Consider the following 25,128-nt stretch of genomic DNA (forward strand, 5'->3'; position numbering starts at 1 on the left):
GTCAGTCACCCTGTTCCCCGGCTCCCCGCATCTGCCAACCGAGTTGGAACAGGGTCTCCGCGTCGTGGAGTTCGCGCAGCCGCGAGATGTGCGCGGCGACGGTGCGTTCGCCGAGGCCCAGCCGGGAGGCGACGGTCTTCTGGGTCAGGCCCTGGGCGAGCAGCCGGCCCACCTGCTCGTGCACCGGGACGACGCTCTCGCCCTCCGGCTCGTGCCCGGCGGCGCGCCACTGGACCAGGTCGGCCCGCTCCCAGTCCCGCTCGAAGGCGGCGACCAGGAACGAGACCACCGCCGGGTCCTCGATGAACGCGGCACTGGAGTTGTCGGCCGACGCCGGGACGACGGCGATCCGGCGGTCGAAGACCAGCAGCCGGCTGAACGGTTCGCTCAGGGTGCGGAACCGGCCTCCCCAGCCGGTGAGCCGCTCCGCCCAGCGCACCGTGGTGGCGTCCAGCAGCGCGGTCGGCTCGTAGACGGTGCGGATGGTCCCGCCGCGCTCCAGGAAGCGCCGGGTGCGGTCCAGCGCGTCCTCCAGCAGGTCCGCCGGCCCGGCTCCGCCCGGGTGCAGCGACAGCTCCTCCTCGTACGCCTCGCTCGCCAACTGCCGTACCCGGAGCCGGATCTGCTCGCTCCGGTCGACGTGCTGCACCACGCTGGAGCGGTCCGCCCGGCGCGGGGTCGCGTCGTAGGCGTGGGTGAGGTCCTCCAGCAGCGTCGGCATCTCCTCGGCGCGCAGCAGCATCCGGGTGCCCTCGGCGCGCAGCTCGGCGCTGATCCGGTCGCTGACCGCGCGCGGGTTCACCGCGGTGAGCGCCTGCTCGGCGGCGTCGTGCTGCAGCAGGCCGAGCTCCATCAGCCGCAGCACCCCGGTCGGGTCCTGCTCGACCGCCTCGCGGAACGACACCCGGCCACCCTGGTCCAGGACCTGCTGGTACAGCCGCCGCTCCGACTCGGTCGGCAGCGCCGCTCCGCTCGGCTCGCTCACTGGTCCCACTCCTCCTCGCCCGTCCGCGCCGTTCCTCGCTCCGGCGGTGCGGTGGGTCGTCCGGCCGCCCCGCGCAACTGCCAGCCGAGCTGGAACAGCGTCCCCGCATCGTAGAGCTCGCGCAGTCGGGCGATGTGACTGGCCACCGTCCGCTCCGAGAGCCCCAGCCGGGAGGCGATCGCCCGCTGGGTCAGCCCGGCGGCGAGCAGCCCGGTCAGCTCCGGCGGGACGCCGCTCTCCCGCGGGCGGCCGGCCAGCGCCTGCCAGTCGACCTGCTCGGCGCGGGCCCAGTCGCGCTCGAAGCGCTCGACCAGCAGGGCGACCACGGTCGGGTCCTCGACGAACGCGGCGCTGGTGTCGCCCGGGGCGGCGGGGATGACCGCGGTGCGGCGGTCGAAGATCAGCATCCGCTGGAACGGCTCGTCCAGGACCTTGAACCGCTCCCCCGCGGCGGAGAGTTCGGCGGCGTAGCCGACGGTGGCCGGGTCGGTGAGGGCGCCCGGCTGGTAGAGCGTCCGCAGCCGCATGCCGCGGGCGAGGGCGCGCTCGTTGTGCCGCCGGGTCCCCGACATCCGGGTGACCGGGCGGGCGCCGCCCGGCTGGGCGGCCAGGATCTCCTCGGCCGTCTCGGACTCGATCTGCATGACGCGGTGCCGGATCTCCTCCATCCGGTCGACGTGCCGCACCACCGGGCTGCGGCCCTCCCGCCCCGACAGCGCATCGAACGACTGCGCCATCCCGTCCAGGTGGGCGGCGGCCCGCTCCGCCTCGGCCAGGCGGCGGCCCGCGTCGGCCCGCAGCTCGGCGCTGAGCCGGGCACCCACCGCCCTCGGGTTGACCGCCGTCAGCGACTCGTCGCTCTCGAAGTGCACCAGCAGGCCGAGGGCGACCAGGTTCCGGGCGGCCTCCCGGTCCCACGCCACCGCCTCGCGGAACGGCACCCGGCCGCCCCGGGCGAGCACCTCGCGGTAGAGCCGGCGCTCGGCCTCGTTCGGCAGCCGGGCGGTCACCGCGCGGACTCCCGCATCAGCCAGCCGAGTTGGACGAGGGTCGCCGCGCCGTGGTGCTCGCGCAGCCGGGCGATGTGGGCGGCGACGGTGCGCTCGGACAGGGCGAGGCGGGAGGCGATCGCCTTCTGGGTCAGGCCCGCCGCGAGCAGCTCGGTCAGCTCGGGCGGGACGCCGCTCTCCCGCGGCCGGCCGGCCAGCGCCTGCCAGTCGACCCGCTCCGCCCGGGCCCAGTCGCGCTCGAAGCGCTCGACCAGCAGGGCGACCACGGCCGGGTCCTCGATGAACGCGGCGGTGCTGTCGTCGGCGGCGGCGGGGATCACCGCGGTCTTCCGGTCGAAGATCAGCATCCGCTGGAACGGCTCGTCCAGCACCCGGAACCGCTCGCCCGCGCGGGTCGCGGCGGCCGCGTACGAGACGGTCGGCCGGTGCGCCTCGGCGCCCGGCTGGTAGAGGGTGCGCAGCACGACGCCGGCGGCGAGGAAGTGCCGGTCGCGGAGCAGGGCCTGGCGCATGAAGCGGGTGGGGCGGGCGCCGCCGGGCTGGGCGGCGAGGGTCTCCTCGTGCATCTCGGCCTCGATCTGCATGATCCGGTGCCTGATCTGCTGGTGGGTGGCGACGTGCTGCACCTCGCTGCGCCGAGCCGCGTGCCGCGGCGCGCTGTCGTACGCGTGGGCGAGGGCGTCGAGCTGGCCCGCGGCGTGCTCGGCCTGGTCGAGTTTGCGGCCGGCCGCGCCGCGCAGTTCGGCGCTGAGCCGGGCGCCGACCGTGCGCGGGTTGACCGCCGTCAGCGACCGGTCGGTGTCGTGCCGCACCAGCAGGCCCAGCTCGACCAACCGCAGCGTGGCGTCCGGGTCCTGCTCCATCGCCTCCCGCAGCAGCACCAGGCCGCCCTGGGCGAGCACCTCCCGGTACAGGGTGCGCTCGGCGTCGTTCGGCAGGCGGGGGCTCACCGGTCCGCCTCCCGCATCAGCCAGCCGAGTTGGAAGAGGGTGGCCGCGTCGTAGCGTTCGCGCAGCCGGGCGATGTGCTCGGCGACGGTGCGCTCGGAGAGGGCGAGGCGGGTGGCGATCGCCTTCTGGGTGAGGCCGGTGGCGAGCAGGCGGCCGATCTGCTCGGCGGTCGGGGGGACGCCGGCGCCGGCCAGGTCGTGCCAGGGGACGCGTTCGGCGCGCTCCCAGTCGCGTTGGAAGAGCCGGACCAGGTGGTCGACCACGGCGGGGTCCTCGACGAACGCGGCGGTGCGGTTGTCGGCGGAGGCGGAGAGGATCGCCACCCGGCGGTCGAAGATCAGCATCCGGGTGAAGTCCTCGTCCAGCGAGCGCAGCCGCATGCCCCAGCCGGTGGCCCGGACCGCGTAGTCGACCACCGCCGGGTCGGACTTGACCACCGGCTGGTAGAGGATGTCCATCCGGGCGCCGCCCGCCAGGGCCTTCTCGGTGCGGGCGCTCTTCTCCAGGTAGATCCCGGGACGGCAGCCGGGCTGGGCGGCCAGCACCTCCTCGCGGAAGTCCGCCTCGATCTGCAGCAGCCGGTGCCGGATCCGGTCCACGTCCAGCAGGTGGGTGATCTGCCGCCGGCCGTCGCCGGGGCGGGGGGCGCTGTCGTACGCGTCGGCGAGGGCGTCGAGGCCCGCCGGGACGTGCTCGGCCGCCTCGAACAGCCGGGTGCCGGCCTCGCGCAGCTCCCGGCTGAGCCGGCCGCCGGCGGTGCGCGGGTTGACGGCGGTGAGCTGCTCGCTCTCGTCGTGGTGGACCAGCAGGCCGAGCGCGAGCAGCCGGGCGGTGGCGGCGGCGTCCTGCTCGGCGGCCTCCCGCACCGAGACCCGGCCGCCGGCCCGCAGCACGGCCAGGTACAGCGCCTTCTCGGCGGCGGTGGGCGCGGCGGCGGGGGCGGGAGCCGTGGTGACGGTGGGGGCGGCGGGGGCGGAGCGGTCGGTGGGGGCCGGTTCAGCCATGGCGGACGCCGTCCCGGGCGGGGCCGCCGGGGGTGTCCGCGTCGGGCGGGGTGACGGCGGCCAGCTGGTCGACCACGGCGGGATCCTCGGGGAAGGCGGCATCGGGGGCGGCGGGGGCGGCCGGGACGGTCGCCGCCTCGCCATCGAAGATGATCACCCGGCCGAAGGCCCCGTCAAGGACCCGGCGGAACGCTGCCCGTTCAGCCACGCCGGCCGCCGTCCCGCACCGGGCGGCCGGGCCGGACCGGCGCCCCGGCGGCGGGGGCGGCGTACGGGGGCGCGGCGTCAGGCATCGTCCTTGCTCCTCCGCATCAGCCAGCCGAGCTGGAACAGCGTCTCGGCGCCGTACAGGTCGCGCAGCCGGGAGATGTGCCCGGCGACGGTGCGCTCGGACAGGCCGAGCCGGGCCGCGATCGACTTCTGGGTCAGGCCCCGGGCGAGCAGCCGGCCGACCTGGTCGGCGGCGGCCTGGCTGGGGGCGCTGGCCGACAGGCTCCTCCAGCAGACCCGTTCGGCCCGCTCCCAGTCGCGTTCGAAGGCGGCGACGATCATCGCCACGGTCGCGGGGTCGGAGAGCACGGCGACCCGGCTGCGGTCCTCGGTGGCCGGGACGACGGCGGTGGCGCGGTCGAAGACCAGGGCCCGCTGGAAGGGCTCGTCGAGCAGCCGGACCTCGCCGCCGGCCTCGGTGACGGTCTCGGCGTAGCGGATCACGGCGGGCTCGGTGAGCACGACCGGCTGGTAGAGGGTGCGGATCCGGCAGCCCCGGCGGAGCACCGGCAGCTCCTGGGCCAGCGACAGCTCCAGGGCGGCGGGCTGCGCGGGGCCGGGCCGCGCGGTGATGGCCTCCTGCCGGCAGGCGGCGCCGAGCTGGGCGATCCGCTGGCGGATGTGCTCGCGTCCGGTGACGTGCTCGTCGGCGCGGGCCGGCGCGGCCTGCCGGGGCACGCTGTCGTAGGCGGCGATCAGCGGGTCGAGGTCGGCGGCGAGGCGTTCGGCCCGGTTGAGCAGGCGGGCGGCCTCGGTGTTCATCTCGGTGCCGAGGGTGTCGGCGACGAACCGGGGGTCGACGGCCAGGTAGGTGCCGTCCAGGCCGTCCGTCGCCAGCAGCCCGGTGCGCAGCAGCCCGGCGAGGGCGGGCCGGCGCGCGTCGGGGACGGAGCCGGCCGCGACCCGGCCGCCCGCCTCCAGGACCTCCAGGTAGAGGCGCCAGGCGGGCTCGTCGATCGGCCCGGTGCCCGCCTCGGGCCGGGGCCGGGACACCGGCGCCGGAACGGGCCCGGGCGCGGACGCCGGGACGGGGGTCGGCACGGGGGTCGGCACGGGGGCGGGGGTCGGCGCGGGGGCGGGGGTGGTCGTCGGGTCAGCCACGTCCGCCGCCGCCTCTCATCAGCCAGCCGAGCTGGAACAGGGTGCCGGCGCCGTACAGGTCGCGCAGCCGGGAGATGTGCCCGGCGACGGTGCGCTCGGACAGGCCGAGCCGGGAGGCGACGGCGCGCTGGGTCAGGCCCTGGGCGAGCAGCCGGCCGACCCGGTCGGTGAGGGCGCGGGTGAGGGTGCGGGTGTCCAGGCCGTGCCAGTGGACCTGGTCGGCGCGGTCCCAGTCGCGTTCGAAACCGGCCACCAGGTAGGCGATCGCGGCGGGGTCCTCGACGAACGCGGCGCGGCTGTGGTCCTCGGCGGCGGGGATCACCGCGATCCGCCGGTCGATCACGATCAGCCGGCGGAACGGCTCGTCCAGGACCCGCAGTTGGGCGCCGTGCTCGGTCATCGAGGTGGCGTGCCGGACCGCGCTGTCCGCGGTCAGCGCGACCGGCTGGTAGAGCGCGCGCAGGGTGGCGCCGCGGCTGAGCATCCGCTGGTCCTGGGCGTTGGCGAGTTCGAGGACGGCGGGCGGGCGCAGGCCGGGCTGGGCGCTGAGCAGTTCGAGGCGGCAGTCGGAGACCAGTTGGGCGATCCGCAGCCGGATGTCCTCCTGGCCGTCGACGTAGACGGCCGGCCTGGTCCGGTCGGCGGGCCGGGGCACGGCGTCGTAGGCGCGGGCGAGCGGCGCGAGCGCGCCCGGCAGCCGACCGGCGTCGAGCAGCAGGCGGGTCGCGCGGGAGCGCAGGTCGGCGCCGAGGCGTTCGGCGACGGCGCGCGGGCTGATCGCGACGTAGCAGCCGTCGATCCGGTTGGGCATCACCAGGCCGATCGCCACCAGCTGGTCCAGCAGGGCCTGTTGGCGTTCCGGGCTGAGTTCCGTCCCGAGCGGGGCGGGCGCGTCGAGCGGGATCCGGCCGCCGGCGGCGAGGACGGCCAGGTAGATCCGGCTGGCGTCCTCCTCGGGCAGCCCGGCCTCCGGACCGGACGACGGACCGGCCTCCGGCCCTCCGACGGGCCCTCCGGCGGCCCCCGCGGCGGGGCCTCCGGGCGGCCGGGTGCCGTTGCGCGCGGAGTCGGTGTCGTGCGGTGCGGCGGCCCGGTCCGCGGGTCGGCCGTGCGGGTGGGACGCGCCCCCGTCCGGGTGGGACGTAGCGGCGTCCGGGTCGGACTTCGGGTGGTCCGCTGCCACGTCGAGCACTCCCTGCCGTGTTCCTCCGTTTGCGGATGATGATCCCAGCAGAGCCGTCGCGGTCGACGGCGGGAGTCACCTCCGCGCTACGGGCGCGTCCTCCGGGGCGGGTGCCAGGCACCCGGATCCCGGAGGACCCGCTCGTGTTACGCCAGCGTCATGGCGCTTCGGCGAGGCGGAGCAGCAACGCCTCACCGATCCGGTCACGGCAGCCACCACCACACGTGGCGTGCCGGCCGGTGCTCTTCCCCCCGTTGCGCAGATACGAACGCACCTGTCGCCCCCACGCGAAGAGCAAGTCGCCGACTGGGCTGCGGCTGCCCCGGACGACCTGGCGTGACTACACCTTCACAGCGCGGCGAACCCCGAACAAGTGCTCACCGGGTGCAGGTTCCCGCAAGTGCAGGAACCTGCAGCAAACGCCCCGGCGCGGTATCCGGAATGCCGCTTTCCCCGGGCATTCCCCCCCTCTGCCGAACAGGCATTCGGGGGCCGGTGGCGGGGGCGTCCGTCCGGTGGCGTCGCGGCGGCCCGGAATGTCACTGCCCCGGGACGGAATTCGGCAATCCTTTACCGGATCCACGGATCCGGAATCGCCGACGCCGAATAACGGGCGTACCCGCAGCACCACCCGTCGGACCGCCCGCACCCGCCCCGACCTGGGCCGGAGCCGGGATCAGAGCAGTCGGCCCGCCCGCAGTCCGGCCGCGGTGCGGGCCAGCGCCACCGACCAGGCGGCGAGCAGCAGCAGGTAGAGCGCGGCGGCCAGCGCGGTGAATCCGCCGAATCCGGTGTGCCGGGCCAGTGCGGTGGCGCCGGTGACGAGGGTGCCGACCGGGAAGGTGAATGCCCACCAGGTCATCGCGAACGGCATTTCGGCGCGCAGCGCCCGCAGGTTGGCGGCGAGCGCCACCGCGAGCCAGAGCAGTGCGAATCCCATCACCGCGACGCCGTACGCCCCGGCCAGGCCGCGGGCGGCCGCCGCGGCGCCGGGGCCGGCCCCGGGCAGGGCGAGCGGCAGCGCGTCGGCGAACTGGTGCACGGCGGTGGTGGACTGGCCGAGCGGGCCGAGCACCAGGAACAGCGACGGGGTCAGCACCAGCGCGGGCAGCTTGCCGTGCAGCAGGCCGCCGAGCACCACCGGCAGCAGCGCCAGGGTGGCCAGCAGGCTGGCGCCGAACATCGCCACGCACGCGTACAGCAGCGCCTGCCGGGCCGCCCCCTCGGGCAGGTGCGGCACCAGCGCGGGGCCGAGCGCGGCGGAGACCATCGGCGCGACCACCGGCAGCAGCCAGGTCGGGTTGGCCTCCAGCACGGACAGCCGGTGCCGGGTGATCATCAGGTAGGGCAGCCCGGCGGCCACCGCCAGCGCGTACGCCGTGCCGACCGTCCAGAGCAGCGCGTCCAGCGCCAGCGCGGGCCGCTCGCCGAGCACCGGGCCGCCGACGGTCAGCGCGCCGTAGCCGACGGCCAGCAGGGCCATCGGCGGGCAGCCGTAGAAGACGGCGGCGGACGGGTCGTCCAGCAGGGTGCGGCGGGCCTGCTCGCGGTGGCGGGAGAGGTGGACGGCGCGACCGGCCAGCAGGGCGGCCAGCATCAGCAGCGAGAGCGTCCAGACCGCCTCGGCGAACACCGTCCGGCCCGGGACCCGGACCGGCAGCGCGGCGGCGGCGTTGCCGGTGATCGCGGTGCCCATCACGGCGGCGTACCAGTTGGGGCCGAGCCGGGAGAGGTCGAGCGGCCGGAGGGCGGTGCGCGGGGCGAGGAGGGTGGCCATGGCTCCAGCCTGGGCCGGTTCCGGGGGCGGCGGTAGCGACCCGTCCGCTATGAGGGCATAGCCTGGGCCTATGGCCCTCTCCCCGCACGTCCCGGAACTCGGCGCCCTGGAGCTGCTGCTCGCCGTGGCCCGGCTGGGCAGCGTCGGCCGGGCCGCCGCCGAGCTGGGCGTCAGCCAGCCCGCCGCCAGCGCCCGGATCAAGGGCATGGAGCGGCAGATCGGGGTCGCCCTGCTGGAGCGCTCGCCGCGCGGCTCCCGGCCGACCGAGGCGGGCCGGTTGGTGGTCGAGTGGGCCCGGCAGGTGGTCGAGGCCGCGCAGGCGCTGGACGCCGGGATCGACGCGCTGCGCGGCCGCCGGGACGCCCGGCTGCGGGTGGTGGCCAGCCTGACCGTCGCCGAGTACCTGATGCCCGGCTGGCTGCTCGCCCTGCACGGGGCCAGCCCGGGCACCGCCGTCACCCTGCGCACCGCCAACTCGCACGACGTCGCCGCCCAGGTGCTGGCCGGCGAGGCCGACCTGGGCTTCGTCGAGGGCACCTCCACCCCGCCCGGCCTGTCCGGCGCGGTGGTGGCCGCCGACCGGCTGGTCGTGGTGGTCTCCCCCGAGCACCGCTGGGCCCGCCGCCGCACCCCGGTCACCGGCGCCGAGCTGGCCGCCACCCCGCTGGTGCTGCGCGAGGTCGGCTCCGGCACCCGCGAGGTGCTGGAGGAGGCGCTCGCCCCGTACGGCGGCCCGGCCGCGCCCCGGCTGGAGCTGGCCTCCTCGACGGCGCTCAAGGCGGCCGCGATGACCGGCGCGGACCCGGTCTGCCTGAGCGAGCTGGCGGTGACCGAGGAGCTGGCCACCCGCCGGCTGGTCGCCGTCCCGCTGGCGGGAGTGGAGCTGCAGCGCCCGCTGCGCGCGGTCTGGCCGGCCGGCCAGCGCCCGGCCGGCCCGGCCCGGCAGCTGCTCGGCCTGACCCGGGCGCCCGCGCCGACGCCGCCCGGGCCGCCTCCGCATACCCCCGCCCCGGCGCCCGCGCGGCCCCCGCGGAAGAACTGAGCGTGAAGCCTTCGTTAAAGTTGAGCGGAATAGACTCAACTTCGTGCATGCTGTAGTCAGCAGACCCGTACCAGTCCCGAGCCGAAAGGGGTATGCCCGCAGTGGACGCCAGTAAGTTCACCAGCAAGACGCAGGAGGCCCTGTCCTCCGCCATCCGGCAGGCCAGCGCCGCGGGGAACCCGGACGTCAAGCCGGTGCACATCCTGCTGGCCCTGCTCGACCAGCCGGACGGCCTGGCCCGCCCGCTGCTGGAGGCCGTCGGGGCGGACGCCGCGCGCGTCACCGCCGAGGCCCGTCGGCAGGCCGCCGCCCAGCCCGCCGCCCAGGGCTCCACCGTCGCCGCGCCCAACCTCGCCCGGGACACCCTCGCGGTGCTGGAGGAGGCCGGCAAGCGCGCCGCCGACCTGGACGACCAGTACGTCTCCACCGAGCACCTGCTGGTCGGCCTGGCCGCCGAGGGCGGCCCGGTCGCCGACCTGCTGAAGCAGCACGGCGCCACCGCCAAGGCGCTGCTCGCCGCGTTCAAGGAGGTCCGCGGCAGCGCCCGGGTCACCTCGCCGGACCCGGAGGGCACCTACAAGGCGCTGGAGAAGTACGGCTCGGACCTGACCCAGGCCGCCCGGGACGGCAAGCTCGACCCGGTGATCGGCCGCGACCAGGAGATCCGCCGGGTGGTGCAGGTGCTGTCCCGGCGCACCAAGAACAACCCGGTGCTGATCGGCGAGCCCGGCGTCGGCAAGACCGCCGTGGTCGAGGGCCTGGCCCAGCGGATCGTGGCCGGCGACGTGCCGGAGTCGCTGCGCGGCAAGCGGCTGGTCTCGCTCGACCTGGCGGCGATGGTCGCGGGCGCGAAGTTCCGCGGCGAGTTCGAGGAGCGGCTGAAGGCCGTCCTGAACGACATCAAGGCGTCCGACGGCCAGGTCGTCACCTTCATCGACGAGCTGCACACCATGGTCGGCGCGGGCGCCGGCGGCGACTCCGCGATGGACGCGGGCAACATGCTCAAGCCGATGCTGGCCCGCGGCGAGCTGCGGATGGTCGGCGCCACCACGCTGGACGAGTACCGCGAGCGGATCGAGAAGGACCCGGCCCTGGAGCGCCGCTTCCAGCAGGTGATGGTCGGCGAGCCCACCGTCGAGGACACCATCGCGATCCTGCGCGGCCTCAAGGGCCGCTACGAGGCGCACCACAAGGTGGAGATCACCGACGCCGCCCTGGTCGCCGCCGCCACGCTGTCCCACCGGTACATCACCTCGCGCTTCCTGCCCGACAAGGCGATCGACCTGGTCGACGAGTCCGCCTCCCGGCTCCGGATGGAGATCGACTCCTCCCCGGTCGAGATCGACGAGCTGCAGCGCTCCGTCGACCGGCTGCGGATGGAGGAGCTGGCCCTGGAGAAGGAGTCCGACCCGGCCTCGGTCGAGCGGCTCGGCCGGCTCCGCCGCGACCTCGCCGACAAGCAGGAGCAGCTCAGCACCCTCAACGCCCGCTGGGAGCAGGAGAAGAAGTCGCTCAACCGGGTCGGCGAGCTCAAGGGCCGGCTCGACGAACTGCGCGGCGCCCTGGACCGCGCCCAGCGCGACGGCGACTTCGAGCGCGCCTCCAAGCTGATGTACGCCGAGATCCCGGCCGCCGAGCGCGAGCTCACCGAGGCGCAGGACCGCGCGGCGGACGAGCCGAACACCAGCATGGTCAAGGAGCAGGTCGGCCCGGACGACGTCGCCGACGTGGTCGCGTCCTGGACGGGCATCCCGGCCGGCCGGCTGCTGGAGGGCGAGAGCGCCAAGCTGCTGCGGATGGAGGAGGAGCTCGGCCGGCGCCTGATCGGCCAGCACGAGGCCGTCCGCGCGGTCTCCGACGCGGTCCGCCGCACCCGCTCCGGCATCGCCGACCCGGACCGCCCGACCGGCTCGTTCCTCTTCCTCGGCCCGACCGGCGTCGGCAAGACCGAACTGGCCAAGGCCCTGGCGGACTTCCTCTTCGACGACGAGCGCGCCATGGTCCGGATCGACATGAGCGAGTACGGCGAGAAGCACTCGGTCTCCCGCCTGGTCGGCGCCCCGCCCGGGTACGTCGGCTACGAGGAGGGCGGCCAGCTCACCGAGGCGGTCCGCCGCCGCCCGTACAGCGTCGTCCTGCTGGACGAGGTGGAGAAGGCCCACCCCGAGGTGTTCGACGTGCTGCTCCAGGTGCTGGACGACGGCCGGCTCACCGACGGCCAGGGCCGGACCGTCGACTTCCGCAACGCGATCCTGATCCTCACCTCCAACCTGGGCTCGCAGTACCTGGTGAACCCGGGCACGCCGGAGGAGCGGAAGAAGGAGCTGGTGCTGGAGACCGTCCGGCAGTCCTTCAAGCCGGAGTTCCTGAACCGGCTGGACGACATCGTGGTCTTCGACCCGCTCGGCACCGAGGAGCTCAGCCGGATCGTCGACCTCCAGGTCGACGCGCTCTCCCGCCGGCTGCGCGAGCGCCGGCTCACCCTGGACGTCACCCCGGCCGCCCGGGACTGGCTCTCGCTCACCGGCTACGACCCGGCGTACGGCGCCCGGCCGCTGCGCCGGCTGGTGCAGTCCGCGATCGGCGACCAGCTGGCCAAGGAGATCCTCTCCGGCCGGGTCCGGGACGGCGACACCGTGGTGGTCGACCACGGGATCGGCGACGACCGGCTGACCGTCGGGCCGCGCCCCGCGCCGGAGGCGTGACGCCCGGTCGGCGGGCGGGTCCCCCGGGGCCCGCCCGCCGAACCGCGTCCGGCCTCAGGAGCCGCCGTTGGCCAGGATCCGCGCGTACTGCCTGGCCTGCTCGGCGAGCGACTGCCGGAGCGGCTCCAGCTCGTCGGCGTGCCGCTCGACCTGCTCGCGCTGGTAGCCGGCCAGCACCGCGAACCAGGTGCCGGCCAGGCCGGTCTCGGCGGTGCAGCGGGCGTCGGCCTCGGCCGCGGTCCGCTCCTGCGCGCTGACCTCGGCGCCCGCGCCCTGGTACGTCCGGGCCAGCGCCTGCGGGTCCTCGGCCGGGACGCCGACCCGGCCCATGCACTCCCGCCAGGCCGCCGTCGCCGCCACCACCCGGCCGTCCAGCGCGGTGACCTGGAGGGACTCCCCGTACAGCCGCTGGTACAGGTCGGAGCTCTTCGGGGCGGCCGAGCTGATCCTCCCCAGGCTCCGGCGGGTGCAGTCGTCGCTCGCGCTCCGCTCGTCCGCCGGCACCTGCCGGCGCGGGGCCGGCCCGGCCGCCGACGCGGCCGGCCGGGGGCTGCGGAAGCCGGCCGTCGCCGCGTCCGCCCCGAGGTAGCCGAACGCGCCCGCGACCGCGCCGCCCGCACCGCCCCCGGACGGGGCCTCGAAGCTGTCCGCCGGGGTGTACGAGGAGTACCCGGCCTCCCGCATGCACCGCCCGATCAGCAACTGGAGCGCCTGGAAGCGCTGCTGCACCAGCTCGTCGCCGCTGCCGTACGCGGCCAGCGGCAGGCCGGTCAGCCCGGTCCTGGCGTCCGCCGGGGCGGCCGGGGCGGCGGCGATCGACGGCGAGGGCAGGCCGCGGCCGCCGGGCGTCCCCCCGGCGGACGAGGTGCAGCCCGCCAGCAGCAGGCCCGCCGCGGCGGCCGCGACGGCCACCGCCAGGGCCCCGCCGGCGCGCCGACCCCTACCGGAACCACTGCGTACCGTCATGCGCTCCCCCAGCCGTGCGGTGCCGCCGGCCTGCGGCGCTCCCCTGCGCCACGGCCCGCGACGGATCCGGTCGGACGCTAACCGCCCGCCCCGGCGGTCGCAACTCCCGCACCTCCCGGGCGTGCTGAGCACCCGTCCGGGGGACCCCCGCCCGGGAGGCTCCGGACCGCCCCGGAACGGCTTGCCCGGACACGGTCACGAGCCGGGGCACACCCTGTGCCACGGGCCCCGAATGAGGCAGGATGGTGCCAGGAGAGGCGGCCCCCCATCGGCAGCCGACCGTGCACCGTGAAAGGGACACCCCCGTGAGCATCGACCCGTCGTCCATCCCGTCCTTCGGCCTGCCGCAGCCGCCGCAGGGTGGCACTCCGGCCGGTCCGCCGCCCGTGATCGTCCCGAACCAGGACCTGGTCGCCCAGCTGCTCGACCAGATGCAGCTCAAGCACGTGGTGGACGAGGAGGGCGACCTCACCGCCCCCTGGGAGAACTTCCGCGTCTACTACATGTTCCGCGGTGACCAGAAGGAGCTGTTCGCGGTCCGGGCGTTCTACGACCGCGCGTTCACCTCGGAGCAGAAGCCCGAGGTGCTCGCGATGATCGACGAGTGGAACCGCGAGACCCTGTGGCCCAAGGTCTACACGCACACCCACGACGGCGTGATCCGGCTGATCGGCGAGTCGCAGATGATCGTCGGCGGCGGCGTCAACCCGGACTTCTTCGTCGGCACCACCGCCAACTGGACCGAGGCCGCGGTCGGCTTCGAGCGTTGGATGGCCGAGCGCCTGGACGGCACCGCCGAGGAGGCCGACGGCGAGGCCGCCGCCGCCGAGGAGAAGCCGGCCGACGAGAGCTGAGCCGCTCCCCCGTCCCCCGGTCGGGCCCGGCACCCCGCGCGGGTGCCGGGCCCGGCCGTTCTCCGCGCTCGGGCGGCGCACCGGGCCCGGTCCCCACGGCCCGCCCGGGCCCGGCCCCGGACAGGACGCCCTTGGCGTCCGCCGCGCACCCCGGGATGATGGCCCCACCACCGTTCGCGAGGAGCCACCGATGAGCACGAGGCCGCTGCTGAACCGCAGTCTGGCGGGCATGGGGACGACCATCTTCGCCGAGATGTCCGCGCTGGCCACCGCCACCGGCGCGATCAACCTCGGCCAGGGCTTCCCCGACACCGACGGACCGCGCGAGATCGCCGAAGCCGCCGCCCGGGCCGTCCTGGAGGGCCGCGGCAACCAGTACCCGCCCGGCCCCGGCATCCCCGAACTGCGCACCGCCATCGCCGAACACCAGCACCGCTTCTACGGGTTGTCCTACGACCCGGACACCGAGGTGCTGGTCACCGCCGGCGCCACCGAGGCGCTCGCCGCCGCGCTGCTCGCCCTGCTGGAGCCCGGCGACGAGGTGATCGCCTTCGAGCCGTTCTACGACTCGTACGCCGCCTGCATCGCGATGGCCGGCGCCAAGCGCGTCCCGCTCACCCTGCGCGCCCCCGCCTTCCGGCCCGACCTCGACGAGCTGCGCGCCCTGATCACCCCGCGCACCCGGCTGCTGCTGGTCAACACCCCGCACAACCCCACCGGCACCGTCCTCACCCCCGAGGAGCTCGCCGCCATCGCCGAACTCGCCGTCGAGCACGACCTGCTGGTGATCACCGACGAGGTCTACGAGCACCTGGTCTTCACCGGCGCCCACCACCCGCTCGCCGCCCTGCCCGGCATGCGCGAGCGCACCGTCTCGATCTCCTCGGCCGGCAAGACCTTCTCCTTCACCGGCTGGAAGGTCGGCTGGGTCACCGCCTCCCCCGCCCTGGTGGCCGCCGTCCGCACCGCCAAGCAGTACCTCACCTACGTCAGCGCCGGCCCGTTCCAGTACGCCGTCGCCGAGGCCCTGCGGCTGCCCGACGCCTACTACGCCGACTTCCGCGCCGACCTGCACCGCAAGCGCGACCTGCTCGCCGCCGGCCTCGCCGCGGCCGGCTTCGGGGTGCACGAGCCGCAGGGCACGTACTTCATCACCACCGACATCACCCCGCTCGGCGAGAAGGACGGCCTGGAGTTCTGCCGCACCCTGCCCGCGCGCTGCGGCGTGGTCGCCGTCCCCAACGTCGTCTTCTACGACGACGCCGAGGCCGGCCGGAGCCTCGTGCGGTTCGCCTTCTGCAAGAGGGTCCGGGTGATCGAGGAGGCCGTCAGCCGGCTGGGCACCCTGCGCGCGGGCTGACCCGGGCCCCGGGCCGGGGCCGGTCCGGGGGCCTGCGGCGGGCCTGTGGCGGGCTGGTGGACGCCGTGCAGCAGCCCGAGGGTCAGGAAGTCCGCGCAGACGCAGTCGACCTCCCCGTCCGCCGTGTACGGCTCGCGCGGGTCGATCGCGATCGCGGTCGCCTTGTCCGCGCACTCCCGGAACGGCCCGTGGACCTCCTCGAACGGCAGGACCGGCGAGAGGTCGTGGTGCTCCGGCGCCGCCGTCCGCGGCGCGTCCTCGGCCCGGTGCGGGGCGGGAGTCCGTCACGGAGCGGCGTGGTGCGGCGGCTTCCTTCCGGGGGCGGAGGGGCGGTCAGGACCAGAGCAGGTCGACCCAGTCGGGCGGCGGGGCCTCCGGGTCGGGCGGGACCGGCGGCTCCGGCCGGTCACCGAAGAGGTGGTCGAAGACACCCCGCAGGTAGTCGTACAGGCGCGCCTCGTCCTCGAAGGCGACCCTGGTCAGCCGGGACCAGTCGATGACGTCGCACGGCCGCTCCCGCAGCAGGTACTCGAACGCCTCCCGCAGGTGCCGCCCGAACACCGGCCCTACCCGCCTCGTGTCCGCCCGGTACTCGGGCAGGTCCCGGACGAACTCGTGCGACAGGGCGTACCGGAAGAACGCCTCGACCCCCGGGTCGGTGGCGTGGTGCGGGAGGTCGGACGGCCGGAAGCCCACGGGTTCCCCTTCTGGCGGCAGTTCGAGCGACACGTCGCCCCCTCCCCCGAGCACGGGCACCCCCGTGATGCCCGCCGTCCAGGACGATCCGCCGGCTCCGGCGGTTCCGAACGGATGGACGGACGGGCGAGCGGGCGGGCGGACGAGAGGGCGGGCGGACGAACCGGCGGGCGGGAGCGGGTGGGAGCGGGGGTGCGGGCGGTGCGCCACCGGCGTGCACGGCGCGCGATACCCGCGCATGGGCGTGCGCCGGGCAGAGTGCAACTCGGGACCGATCACACCCAGTCGGACACAGGCCCCAGAACGGTGAATGAGTGCCAAACATGGGTAAATCCCCGACGGACCCGGAGAATTCGTGCTTCTCTGCTGCTGAATCTCCAGCCGGAATCCTTCCTTCCACGGTCGGCCGCGCCCCGGATCGGACAGTCTCGAACAGCCTCACGGATGAGGGGCGGACTCCGGTCACAGCGGGGGCGCGCACGGAGCTGAAACGCGGAGCCGAGCATGCTCACCACCCTGCAGACCTCCTACACGGACACCCGCGCCGGCGACCTGGCCTGGCAGCTGGGCGGCGAACCGCTGCCCGCGCTGGCCGTCCGCGACCTCAGACTCGACGCGGCCTCCGGCGCCCCGGCCGGCGTCCGCGGCACCCTCCAGCTGCGGCTGCTGGGCGCCTCGCACCAGGTGGTGCTGGCGGCCGGCCCGGGCGACTGCCTGGAGACGGTGGCCTGCCTGCCCGGCCGCCGCACCCCGCTGCCCGCCCGGGTCGCGGAGCAGGTGGCCGGCTGGGAGTACGAGTTCGCCGCCCGGATCGAGGAGCTGCCGCCGCACGTGTTCGCGGCCCGCGCCCAGGAGCTGCTGGCCCTGGTCGAGGGCCACCCGCGGGCGCTGGCGGGCGTCTTCCCGGGCGACCCGAGCGCCTTCACCGCGCTGGTCGCGCACTGCGAGGACCGCCGGGTGCACTGGCGGACCTGGCACGCCTACCCGCAGGAGGGCCGGCTGGTCTGCACCCGTTCCTCGCTCTCGCTGCCCGCGGCCGGGTGGGCCGTCCCGGAGGACGCCACGACGGCCCTCCCGGCGACCGTCCCGGCCGGGGCGCGGGAGGCGGTGCCGGCGGCGGTGCCGGCGGCGGTGCCGACGGCGGAACCGGCCCGGGCCGCCCGGTGAGCGGGCGTCAATCCGGCCCACCGCCCTGTCCCCCGGATGGGTGCAGCCATTCACCCGGGCTCTCGCCTAGCGTTCATTCATGATCAAGCCCCCGGTCGGACGGCCCGCGCAGCCGGGTCCGGACCGCGCCGCCGCACCACCCCCAGCGCCCCCGCCGACACCCGCGGCCGCCCGCACCGCCGGCCCCCGGCCCGCGGGCCGCGGCGGCGCGGTCCGGGCCGGCGGGGCCATACCGCTGGCGGTGGCCCCCCGGCCGGCCCGGGTGCTGGTCCTGCTGGCCGCGTTCGTCTGCGCGGCCTGCGGCCTGGTGTACGAGCTGGAACTGGTCGCACTCGGCAACTACCTGCTGGGCGAGTCGGTCGCCCAGACCTCCGTGGTGCTGTCCGTGATGGTGTTCGCGATGGGTGTCGGCTCGCTGCTCGCCAAGGGCCTCACCCGCCGCCCGGCCACCTCCTTCGCCCTGGTCGAGTACGCGCTGTCGCTGGTCGGCGGCCTGTCCGCGCTCGCCCTGTACTGCGGCTGGGCCTGGCTGCACCAGCCGCGCGCCACCCTGGCGGCGCTGATCGCCGCCACCGTGCTGATCGGCCTGCTGATCGGCGCGGAGATCCCGCTGCTGATGACGCTGATCCAGCGGATCCGCCAGGAGCACGCGGGCCGGGCCGTCGCCGACCTGTTCGCCGCCGACTACGTGGGCGCGCTGATCGGCGGCCTGGCCTTCCCGTTCGTCCTGCTGCCGACCGTCGGCCAGAGCGCCGGGGCGCTGCTGACCGGCGCGGTGAACGCGGTGGCGGGCTCGGTGGTGGTGCTCTGGCTGTTCCGCTCCGAGCCCGCCCCGCGCACCCGGCTGCTGCTGTGGACCGGCTGCGGCCTGGTGCTGGCGCTGCTCGCGCTGGCCGCCGCCTGCACCGGCGCGATCGAGCGGGCCGCCCGGCACGCGCTGTACGGCGGCCCGATCCGGTTCGCCGCCCAGAGCCGCTACCAGGAGATCGTGCTGGCCGGAGGCCCGGACGGGCCCGGGGAGGCCGGGCCCCGGGTGCCCGTCCAGCGGGCCGCCCCGCCGCTGGAGCTGTTCCTGGACGGCCGCCTCGCGGTCTGCGGCCCCGACGAGTACCGCGACCACGAGGCGCTGGTCCGCCCCGCGCTGGCCGCCGGGCCGAGCGGCCGGGTACTGGTGCTGGGCGGCGACGGCCTGGCGCTGCGCGAGGTGCTGGGCCACCCGGCGGTGCGCGAGGTGCTGGTGGTCGAGCGCGACCCGGAGCTGCCCGCGCTGGCCCGCCGGGACGCCGCGTACGCCGCGCTGACCGGGCACGCCTACGACGACCCGCGGGTCCGGCTGGTGCGGGCCGAGCCGATGGGCTGGCTGCGCGGGTCCGCCGAGCGCTTCGACGTGATCGTCTCGGACCTGGACGGCGCCGCCGGCGACGGCGCGTACCGCTCGCTGGAGTTCTACGGCCTGGCCGCCCGGCGGCTGGCCCCCCAGGGCCGGCTGGCGGTCCGCGGCGGCGCCCCGGACGGCGGACTGTGGACGGCCGCGGCCGGTCTGGAGGCCGTCGGCCTGGCCGCCGTCGCGTACCAGGGCGGCCCGCCCGCCGGCGCGGACTGCGGGCACCCCGGCCCGCCGTCCGCCTTCCTGCTGGCCGCCCGCGCCGTCCCCGTCCTCGGCCTGGCCCCGGACGCCCCGGCCCCGCGCTCGCTGAGCGTGCCCGCGCTGCGTGCCGCCGAGCGGCGGCTGGCCGCCGACCGCCCGTCCCCGCTGCCGCCCCCGCACACCCTGCTGGGGCCGTGAACCCGCCCGGCGCGCCCGGGAGTTCGGTCGTGCCGGGCGGTCCGGTCCCGGACCGCGGTGCGTCCATTGGCGGGTTGGACACCTCCGCTTCGCGTGGAAGGCTCGGCAGCGCGGCGGGCGGTCGGTAGGCTCGCCGGTATGGAGCATGAGGTTGTCGTCCCGGTACCCGCCGAGGTGGTCCGGGAGGCGCTGGTGGACCGCGAGCTGGTGGCCCGCTGCGTCCCCGGGCTGAGCGCGGTCGCGTCGGCGTCCGCGCCCGCCGACGCGGACAGCCGGCTCAGGGTCCGGATCGCCGGGTCCACCATCACCTTCGCCGGCCGGCTGACCGTGGACGGCTGGCGGGACGGCGTGCTCACCCTGCGGCTGAGCGGCGAGGAGATCCGCGGCGCCGCCCCGGTCGGCGCCGACCTGCGGATCACCCTGGCCGAGCGCACCGGCGAGACCGCCGTCCGCTTCGAGACCGCCCTGACCGCGACCGGCCGGCTGGCCGGCTTCGAGGACGAGGCGCTGGAGTCCGCCGGCCGCCGGCTGATCGACCGGGCGGTGGCCGCGCTGGTCGCCGAGCTGTCCGAGCCCGCCGACCACGAGGACGGCGACGAGGACGGCGAGGGCCCCGGCGGCGCCACCGTGGTCTTCCTGGACGACCGCGAGCGCGGCCAGGACCTCGACGACGACCTCTCCGACCTGATCGCCTTCGACGACGTGGACGACCTGCCCGCCCCGCCCCCGGCCGGCCCCCGCCCCGAGCCGGGCCACGAGCCGGAGGGCGCCCCGGTGCGGCGCAGCATCGTCGGCCGCTCCGCCGAGGAGGTCGACCACGCCCCGCCGCACGGCCGCTACGCCCCCGCCCCGCCGGCCCACAGCGCCCGGGCCCGGGCCGCGTCCCGCTGGGGCGGCGCCGAGCCGACCATGCTGCCGGTGCTGCCCGGCGAGCGCAGCGCGCTGCCGTGGATGATCGGCGGCGGGGTCGCGCTGATCGGCGGCGCGGTGGTCCTGGTCCGGGCCCTTCGGCGGCGCTGACGCGCCGTGGGCACCCACTAAACTGGCTGCCCATGAGCAACGACCGCGACGCCCTGCTGGCGCAGATCAAGGACAAGGCCGTCGTGCACGGCAAGGTCACCCTCTCCTCCGGCCGCGAGGCCGACTACTACGTCGACCTGCGCCGGATCACGCTGGACGCCGAGGCGGCGCCGCTGGTCGGCACGGTGATGCTGGACGCGGCCGCGGACCTGGAGTTCGACGCGGTGGGCGGCCTGACCCTGGGCGCCGACCCGGTGGCCGCGGCCATGCTGCACGCGGCGGCCGCCCGCGGCCGGAAGCTGGACGCGTTCGTGGTCCGCAAGGCGGGCAAGGCGCACGGCCTGCAGCGCCGGATCGAGGGCCCGGACGTGAAGGGCCGCCGGGTGCTGGCGGTGGAGGACACCTCGACCACCGGCGGCTCGGTGCTGACCGCGGTCGAGGCGCTGCGCGAGGCGGGCGCCGAGGTGGTCGGCGTCGCGGTGATCGTGGAGCGCGGCGCGGCCCCGGCGATCGCCGAGGCGGGCCTGCCGTACGTCACCGCGTACACCCTGGACGACCTGGGCCTGTGAGCCCGGGGTGACCGTCCGTGTTCCACGTGGAACACCGGGCGGCCCGGGAAGCGGCGAGGGCCCCGACCACCGTCTCCGGTGGTCGGGGCCCTCGCCGCTTCCCGGGCGGGTGCCGGGCTCAGCCCTTGCGGTGCCGGCCGCTGCCGACCGGCTCGCCGTCCTCGGCGCCGCCGGCCGCCGCGGCGGCCTTCTTCTTCTTCCGCTCGCGGATGATCTCGACGAAGATCGGCGAGACCGAGATCAGGATGATCAGCGCCATCGCGGGCAGCAGGTACTTGTCGATCACCGGGGCGAGCTGGTCGCCGGTGAAGTACCCGATCAGCAGCATGGTCTCGGTCCACAGGAACGCGCCGACCACGTTCCAGAGGAAGAAGGTCTTGGCCGGCATCTGCAGGGTGCCGGCGACCGGGTTCAGGAAGGTCCGCACGATCGGGATGAAGCGGGCCATCACGACGGCCTTGGCCGGGCCGAACTTCTCGAAGTACTCCTCGGCCTTCCCCACGTACTCGGGCCGGAAGATCTTCGAGTTCGGCTTGTCGAACATCTTCGGGCCGACCTTGCGGCCGAGCAGGTGCCCGAGCTGCGCCCCGGCGATCGCGCACAGCGGTGCGCCGATCAGCAGGGCGGCGATGCTCATCTGGGCCCCGGGGCCGAGCACCTTCTCGGCGGCGCTGGAGGCCGCGACACCGGCCAGGATCAGCAGCGAGTCACCGGGGAAGAAGAACCCGACCAGCAGGCCGGTCTCGGCGAAGATGATCGCCAGGATTCCGATGACGCCGACGGAGGCGACGAGCGATTTGGCGTCAAGGACGTTGACGGCGAGCTGGAGGTGTTGGTCCACGGGCGCAGGATAGCCCGTACTGCTTTGCGAAGCCTTAACAGAGGCCCTCCGAACGCCCTCCGGCGGGGGCCGCCGGGGGGTGTCCGGGAGGGCGCCGTCCCAAGTGGCGGGCCGCTGAGTGTGTCCCGGGGGCGAGTCTGGGAGGATGGCGGAGGTGTCCGGCCCGCGGTCGAGCTACCACCCTCATCGCTCGTACCGCATCGATGTCGTGAACCACAGGCGTATCGAGCCTTCGGACAGCGTCGTCCGATCGCCCCACACCGACAGGAGCGGATTCGCATGCCCATCGCAACTCCCGAGGCCTACAACGAGATGCTCGACCGGGCCAAGGCGGGCAAGTTCGCCTACCCGGCCATCAACGTCACCTCGACGCAGACCCTGCACGCCGCCCTGCGCGGCTTCGCCGAGGCCGAGAGCGACGGCATCATCCAGATCTCCACCGGTGGTGCGGAGTTCCTGGGTGGCCAGTACAACAAGGACATGGTGACGGGCGCCGTCGCGCTGGCCGAGTTCGCGCACATCGTCGCGGCCAAGTACGACATCACCGTGGCCCTGCACACCGACCACTGCCCGAAGGACAAGCTGGACGGCTACGTCCGCCCGCTGATCGCGATCTCCGCCGAGCGCGTGGCCCGCGGCGAGAACCCGCTGTTCCAGTCGCACATGTGGGACGGCTCGGCCGAGACGCTGGCCGACAACCTGGCCATCGGCCAGGAGCTGCTCGCCCAGGCCGCCGCCGCCCGGATCATCCTCGAGGTCGAGATCACCCCGACCGGCGGCGAGGAGGACGGCGTCACCCACGAGATCAACGACGAGCTGTACACCACCGTCGCCGACGCGGTGCGCACCGCCGAGGCCCTCGGCCTGGGCGAGAAGGGCCGCTACCTGCTGGCCGCCTCGTTCGGCAACGTGCACGGCGTCTACAAGCCGGGCAACGTCGTGCTCCGCCCGGAGCTGCTCGCCGACCTGCAGGCCGAGATCGGCAAGCAGTACGGCAAGCAGGACCCGTTCGACTTCGTCTTCCACGGCGGCTCCGGCTCCACCGAGCAGGAGATCCTGACCGCGCTGGAGAACGGCGTCGTCAAGATGAACCTCGACACCGACACCCAGTACGCCTTCACCCGCCCCGTCGTGGACCACGTGTTCCGCAACTACGACGGCGTGCTGAAGGTCGACGGCGAGGTCGGCAAGAAGAACACCTACGACCCGCGCACCTGGGGCAAGCTGGCCGAGGCCGGCATGGCCCACCGCGTCACCGAGGCCGCGCAGCAGCTGCGCTCGGCCGGCAAGCGGATGAAGTAGGTCCCTTCCTCGTCGGTGCCCCCGTCCCGCTCCGGGACGGGGGCACCGGCGCGTCCGGGGCCGGCCCGGGCCGTCCGGGGTCCCCGGCCCGGGGACCGGGCCGGAGATGGTTGACTGGGGGCCATGAGCATTCACGAGAACCTGCTCGGCGGCCCGCCGCCGACCCACCTGCCGGCCGAGACCGGCCCGCTGGAGCTGCTGGCCTCTGGTGCCACCCCCGCCGAGGTCACGGCCGCGTACCCGACCTCCTCGCTCGCCTGGGCCCAGCTGGCGGACGACGCCTTCGCGGCCGGCCGCACCGTCGAGTCCTACGCGTACGCCCGCACCGGCTACCACCGCGGGCTGGACGCGCTGCGCCGCAACGGCTGGAAGGGCCACGGACCGGTGCCGTGGGAGCACGAGCCGAACCGCGGCTTCCTGCGCGCGCTGCACGCGCTGGGCCGGGCCGCCGACGCGATCGGCGAGAAGGACGAGGCGGAGCGCTGCACCCAGTTCCTGCGCGACTCCTCCCCGACCGCGGCCGACACCCTGAACTGACCCGCGCGACCCGCGCGACCTGCATGACCCGCGCGAGCCGCGGACCGCACGCCGCCCGGCCCCGCGCCGGGCGGCGTTCCCATTCCCGTTCCCGTTCCCGTTCCCGGGCACCCGCGGGCCCGGCCTAGGCTTCCGGTATGACCGCAGAACTCTCCCGGCGCCTGCTCGACCGCTTCGGCCCCGACGGCCTGCGCCGCCCCACCGCGGCGGAACTCGCCGCGACCGACCTGCCCGCCGGGGCGGCCGCGCTGCTCGCCGACTGCGGGCTCCCGCTCCGGGTCGGCCCGTACTTCGCCACCGCGGCCGGCGACGCCCTGCCGCTCGCCGACTTCGCCGCCCGGTACGACCTGCCCGCGCCGAGCGGCGGCGAGGACCGCTGGGCCCGGCTCGGCACCGACCGGGGCGCCGAGCTGTGCGTCGACCCGGCCGGGTCTGGGCGGTGTACCTCGTCTTCCGGGAGCCGTCCGTGCTGGTCAGCACCACGCTCGCGGCCTTCCTCGACTCGCTCGCCGCGCTCGACGACACGCTGCGCGGCCTGGCCGCCGCCGAACTCCCGCAGGAGGTGTTCGGCCTGTTCGGCTCGGCCGAGAGCCGGCTGCGCGGCACCGACCTGCGGGCCTTCGAGAGCGACGAGAACTGGTGGCCCCGGGTGCTGGAGGACGTCCGGCACACCTGCGGCGTGCCCGGCTACGCCGCGTTCAAGTACCGCGACGGACAGGGCGGGGAGCAGGTCGTCACCGCCGACGGCTCGCTCGCCCGGCACCCCGAGGAGACCCTGCTCGACCACCTGGCCGAGGCCGGCGTGCGGCCCGCCGACGTGCTGGAGGTCTACACCGAGCTGCAGGCCTGCTTCAGCCCCGGCCACTACTGCAGCGCCCGGCTGGCCAGGACCCTCCCGCACGCCGAGTTCACCCACAGCTTCGACTACGGCGACACCGCCGCCGAACGCGAGGCGGGCGTCCGCGAACTCGCCGCCGACCTGGCCGCCCGCCAGGGCTGACCAGCCCCCGGGGCCCCCGGGGGCGGGTCGCGGCGGCCGATCCAGGGGCACCCGGAACCAATCAGGGGCATACCGCGTATGTTCTCGGTGTGGCCCCGCTCCGGACGGGCCGCCCAGACCGTCACCGCCCCGGGGGACCCAGATGCGCTCAGCCCGCAGGACGATCCGCCGCCGGCGCGCCCGCCGCCGGACGGCCTTCGGTGTCGGCTGCCTGGCGGCCCTGACCGTGCTGGGCACCGCCGGGTACGCCTCGCTGCACTCCGAGCCCCGGCGGTCCGCCGGGGACGACGCGACCGTCCAGGCCCGTGCCGTCCCGCCGTTGGCCGAGACGCCCGCGTCCTCCCCCAGCCCCACCCCCAGCCCGACGCCGACCCCCAGCCCGACGCCGACGCCGCCCGCCTCCAGCGCTCCGCCGGAGGTCGTCGCCCGGGGCACGGGCTCGTTCACCGTCGCGACCGCCAGCGGCGACAAGGTGGGCAGCGGCGCGACCCTGCGCCGCTACCGGGTCGAGGTGGAGGACGGCACCGGCATCGACCCGGAGGCCGCCGCGCGGGCCGTCCAGGCCGTCCTGGCCGACCCGCGCAGCTGGACCGCCGACAAGCGCGACAGCTTCCAGCTGGTCTCCTCGGGCAGCTACGACTTCACCGTCAAGATCGCCTCGCCCGCCACCGCCGACGCGATCTGCGCCACCGGCGGGCTGGACACCCGGGGCGAGGTGAACTGCGACGTCGGCAAGCAGGTCGTGGTCAACTCCAAGCGCTGGCTGACCGGTTCGCCCGAGTTCGACGGCCCGCCGGCCGAGTACCGGGCCCTGATCGTCAACCACGAGGTCGGCCACCGGATCGGCCACGGCCACGAGACCTGCCCCGGCAAGGGCAAGCCCGCCCCCGCGATGATGCAGCAGATCTACGGCCTCAAGGGCTGCACCGCCAACGCCTGGCCGTACGACGCCGAGGGCGACTACCTGAGCGGGCCGGCCGTCCCCTGACCGGCCCCGCGGCCG

The 25,128-nt window shown here is 75.6% G+C and carries 23 protein-coding genes and 1 pseudogene; 13 read left to right on the forward strand and 11 right to left on the reverse strand.

From position 1 onward, the window contains the following. Window position 1: 1 nt before the first annotated feature. The 8 genes from KSE_RS18840 to KSE_RS18875 all read right to left on the reverse strand — a co-directional run bounded on the left by KSE_RS18840 (window position 2) and on the right by KSE_RS18875 (window position 8,280). Window positions 2-985, reverse strand: coding sequence for a LuxR C-terminal-related transcriptional regulator (locus tag KSE_RS18840; protein WP_014136922.1), 984 nt, complete (start codon window positions 983-985; stop codon window positions 2-4). Continuing rightward, complete coding sequence (locus KSE_RS18845; protein WP_014136923.1) at window positions 982-1,995, reverse strand: LuxR C-terminal-related transcriptional regulator; 1,014 nt, start codon at window positions 1,993-1,995, stop codon at window positions 982-984. Before KSE_RS18845 ends, KSE_RS18840 begins: the two co-directional genes overlap by 4 nt. Next, window positions 1,992-2,945, reverse strand: a complete 954-nt coding sequence (locus KSE_RS18850) for a LuxR C-terminal-related transcriptional regulator (protein ID WP_014136924.1) — start codon at window positions 2,943-2,945, stop codon at window positions 1,992-1,994. The genes KSE_RS18845 and KSE_RS18850 overlap by 4 nt, the downstream gene beginning before the upstream one ends. Next, a complete protein-coding gene (locus tag KSE_RS18855) occupies window positions 2,942-3,949 on the reverse strand; it encodes a LuxR C-terminal-related transcriptional regulator (RefSeq protein ID WP_014136925.1) in 1,008 nt (335 codons plus the stop codon). The genes KSE_RS18850 and KSE_RS18855 overlap by 4 nt, the downstream gene beginning before the upstream one ends. Then, window positions 3,942-4,157 (reverse strand): hypothetical protein, encoded by a 216-nt coding sequence (locus KSE_RS18860; RefSeq protein ID WP_014136926.1) that lies wholly within the window; start codon window positions 4,155-4,157, stop codon window positions 3,942-3,944. The genes KSE_RS18855 and KSE_RS18860 overlap by 8 nt, the downstream gene beginning before the upstream one ends. A gap of 77 nt (window positions 4,158-4,234) precedes the next feature. Next, complete coding sequence (locus KSE_RS18865) at window positions 4,235-5,320, reverse strand: LuxR C-terminal-related transcriptional regulator (RefSeq protein ID WP_033259640.1); 1,086 nt, start codon at window positions 5,318-5,320, stop codon at window positions 4,235-4,237. Continuing rightward, window positions 5,313-6,503: a LuxR family transcriptional regulator gene (locus KSE_RS18870; RefSeq protein ID WP_148283115.1), complete on the reverse strand. Its 1,191-nt coding sequence runs from the start codon at window positions 6,501-6,503 to the stop codon at window positions 5,313-5,315. The genes KSE_RS18865 and KSE_RS18870 overlap by 8 nt, the downstream gene beginning before the upstream one ends. 676 nt (window positions 6,504-7,179) lie before the next feature. Continuing rightward, entirely contained in the window at window positions 7,180-8,280 is a 1,101-nt protein-coding gene (locus KSE_RS18875) for an SLAC1 family transporter (RefSeq protein WP_014136929.1), read from the reverse strand. 70 nt (window positions 8,281-8,350) lie between these two features. Between KSE_RS18875 and KSE_RS18880 the strand changes: the two genes are divergently transcribed. Further along, on the forward strand, window positions 8,351-9,322 hold the full coding sequence (locus KSE_RS18880; RefSeq protein ID WP_014136930.1) for a LysR family transcriptional regulator: 972 nt from the start codon (window positions 8,351-8,353) through the stop codon (window positions 9,320-9,322). A gap of 101 nt (window positions 9,323-9,423) precedes the next feature. Further along, window positions 9,424-12,027, forward strand: a complete 2,604-nt coding sequence (gene clpB / locus KSE_RS18885) for an ATP-dependent chaperone ClpB (protein WP_014136931.1) — start codon at window positions 9,424-9,426, stop codon at window positions 12,025-12,027. Window positions 12,028-12,081: 54 nt separating this feature from the next. Here clpB and KSE_RS18890 read toward each other — a convergent pair whose 3' ends face one another. Then, entirely contained in the window at window positions 12,082-12,993 is a 912-nt protein-coding gene (locus KSE_RS18890) for a hypothetical protein (protein ID WP_148283116.1), read from the reverse strand. 305 nt (window positions 12,994-13,298) lie between these two features. Here KSE_RS18890 and KSE_RS18895 point away from each other — a divergent pair, with 305 nt between their 5' ends. Beyond that, window positions 13,299-13,847 carry a type III secretion system chaperone family protein gene (locus KSE_RS18895; RefSeq protein WP_014136933.1) on the forward strand — a complete coding sequence of 183 codons (549 nt, stop codon included), beginning with the start codon at window positions 13,299-13,301 and terminating at the stop codon, window positions 13,845-13,847. A 190-nt stretch (window positions 13,848-14,037) separates the two neighbouring features. Further along, window positions 14,038-15,207: a pyridoxal phosphate-dependent aminotransferase gene (locus tag KSE_RS18900; protein WP_014136934.1), complete on the forward strand. Its 1,170-nt coding sequence runs from the start codon at window positions 14,038-14,040 to the stop codon at window positions 15,205-15,207. 333 nt (window positions 15,208-15,540) lie between these two features. Here KSE_RS18900 and KSE_RS18905 read toward each other — a convergent pair whose 3' ends face one another. Further along, the gene (locus KSE_RS18905) at window positions 15,541-15,936 is read right to left on the reverse strand and encodes a hypothetical protein (protein WP_014136935.1); all 396 of its coding nucleotides are present in this window, start codon (window positions 15,934-15,936) and stop codon (window positions 15,541-15,543) included. Window positions 15,937-16,407: 471 nt separating this feature from the next. Between KSE_RS18905 and KSE_RS18910 the strand changes: the two genes are divergently transcribed. The 4 genes from KSE_RS18910 to pyrE all read left to right on the forward strand — a co-directional run bounded on the left by KSE_RS18910 (window position 16,408) and on the right by pyrE (window position 20,445). Next, entirely contained in the window at window positions 16,408-17,070 is a 663-nt protein-coding gene (locus KSE_RS18910) for a DUF2617 family protein (RefSeq protein ID WP_014136936.1), read from the forward strand. Window positions 17,071-17,149: 79 nt separating this feature from the next. Then, a complete protein-coding gene (locus tag KSE_RS18915) occupies window positions 17,150-18,856 on the forward strand; it encodes a spermine/spermidine synthase domain-containing protein (RefSeq protein WP_081539483.1) in 1,707 nt (568 codons plus the stop codon). A 138-nt stretch (window positions 18,857-18,994) separates the two neighbouring features. Then, window positions 18,995-19,876 carry an SRPBCC domain-containing protein gene (locus KSE_RS18920; protein WP_014136938.1) on the forward strand — a complete coding sequence of 294 codons (882 nt, stop codon included), beginning with the start codon at window positions 18,995-18,997 and terminating at the stop codon, window positions 19,874-19,876. A gap of 32 nt (window positions 19,877-19,908) precedes the next feature. Then, on the forward strand, window positions 19,909-20,445 hold the full coding sequence (gene pyrE / locus KSE_RS18925; protein ID WP_014136939.1) for an orotate phosphoribosyltransferase: 537 nt from the start codon (window positions 19,909-19,911) through the stop codon (window positions 20,443-20,445). A gap of 118 nt (window positions 20,446-20,563) precedes the next feature. Here the strand turns inward: pyrE and KSE_RS18930 are convergent, their stop codons facing one another. After that, window positions 20,564-21,286: a DedA family protein gene (locus KSE_RS18930; RefSeq protein ID WP_014136940.1), complete on the reverse strand. Its 723-nt coding sequence runs from the start codon at window positions 21,284-21,286 to the stop codon at window positions 20,564-20,566. Window positions 21,287-21,565: 279 nt separating this feature from the next. Between KSE_RS18930 and fbaA the strand changes: the two genes are divergently transcribed. The 5 genes and pseudogenes from fbaA to KSE_RS18950 all read left to right on the forward strand — a co-directional run bounded on the left by fbaA (window position 21,566) and on the right by KSE_RS18950 (window position 25,113). Further along, a complete protein-coding gene (fbaA, locus tag KSE_RS18935) occupies window positions 21,566-22,588 on the forward strand; it encodes a class II fructose-bisphosphate aldolase (protein ID WP_014136941.1) in 1,023 nt (340 codons plus the stop codon). A gap of 123 nt (window positions 22,589-22,711) precedes the next feature. Further along, a complete protein-coding gene (locus KSE_RS18940; RefSeq protein WP_014136942.1) occupies window positions 22,712-23,125 on the forward strand; it encodes a DUF3151 domain-containing protein in 414 nt (137 codons plus the stop codon). Window positions 23,126-23,262: 137 nt separating this feature from the next. Further along, window positions 23,263-23,726 (forward strand): annotated as a pseudogene (locus tag KSE_RS46360) (SUKH-4 family immunity protein); the annotation flags it as partial. Window positions 23,727-23,804: 78 nt separating this feature from the next. Continuing rightward, the gene (locus tag KSE_RS46365) at window positions 23,805-24,125 is read left to right on the forward strand and encodes a nucleic acid/nucleotide deaminase domain-containing protein (RefSeq protein ID WP_407927471.1); all 321 of its coding nucleotides are present in this window, start codon (window positions 23,805-23,807) and stop codon (window positions 24,123-24,125) included. A gap of 142 nt (window positions 24,126-24,267) precedes the next feature. Next, a complete protein-coding gene (locus KSE_RS18950) occupies window positions 24,268-25,113 on the forward strand; it encodes a DUF3152 domain-containing protein (protein WP_014136944.1) in 846 nt (281 codons plus the stop codon). The last annotated feature ends 15 nt before the right edge of the window (window positions 25,114-25,128 follow it).

It is taken from the genome of Kitasatospora setae KM-6054, assembly GCF_000269985.1.
Taxonomy (GTDB): domain Bacteria; phylum Actinomycetota; class Actinomycetes; order Streptomycetales; family Streptomycetaceae; genus Kitasatospora; species Kitasatospora setae.

What these genes read in the sequence shown, in the direction of transcription:
- KSE_RS18855 (WP_014136925.1), bottom strand. Translation starts at nt 3,949, where the DNA reads ATGGCTGAACCGGCCCCCACCGACCGCTCCGCCCCCGCCGCCCCCACC.
- KSE_RS18875 (WP_014136929.1), bottom strand. Translation starts at nt 8,280, where the DNA reads ATGGCCACCCTCCTCGCCCCGCGCACCGCCCTCCGGCCGCTCGACCTC.
- KSE_RS18880 (WP_014136930.1), top strand. Translation starts at nt 8,351, where the DNA reads ATGGCCCTCTCCCCGCACGTCCCGGAACTCGGCGCCCTGGAGCTGCTG.
- KSE_RS18890 (WP_148283116.1), bottom strand. Translation starts at nt 12,993, where the DNA reads ATGACGGTACGCAGTGGTTCCGGTAGGGGTCGGCGCGCCGGCGGGGCC.
- KSE_RS18900 (WP_014136934.1), top strand. Translation starts at nt 14,038, where the DNA reads ATGAGCACGAGGCCGCTGCTGAACCGCAGTCTGGCGGGCATGGGGACG.
- KSE_RS18910 (WP_014136936.1), top strand. Translation starts at nt 16,408, where the DNA reads ATGCTCACCACCCTGCAGACCTCCTACACGGACACCCGCGCCGGCGAC.
- KSE_RS18915 (WP_081539483.1), top strand. Translation starts at nt 17,150, where the DNA reads ATGATCAAGCCCCCGGTCGGACGGCCCGCGCAGCCGGGTCCGGACCGC.
- KSE_RS18920 (WP_014136938.1), top strand. Translation starts at nt 18,995, where the DNA reads ATGGAGCATGAGGTTGTCGTCCCGGTACCCGCCGAGGTGGTCCGGGAG.
- pyrE (WP_014136939.1), top strand. Translation starts at nt 19,909, where the DNA reads ATGAGCAACGACCGCGACGCCCTGCTGGCGCAGATCAAGGACAAGGCC.
- fbaA (WP_014136941.1), top strand. Translation starts at nt 21,566, where the DNA reads ATGCCCATCGCAACTCCCGAGGCCTACAACGAGATGCTCGACCGGGCC.
- KSE_RS18940 (WP_014136942.1), top strand. Translation starts at nt 22,712, where the DNA reads ATGAGCATTCACGAGAACCTGCTCGGCGGCCCGCCGCCGACCCACCTG.
- KSE_RS18950 (WP_014136944.1), top strand. Translation starts at nt 24,268, where the DNA reads ATGCGCTCAGCCCGCAGGACGATCCGCCGCCGGCGCGCCCGCCGCCGG.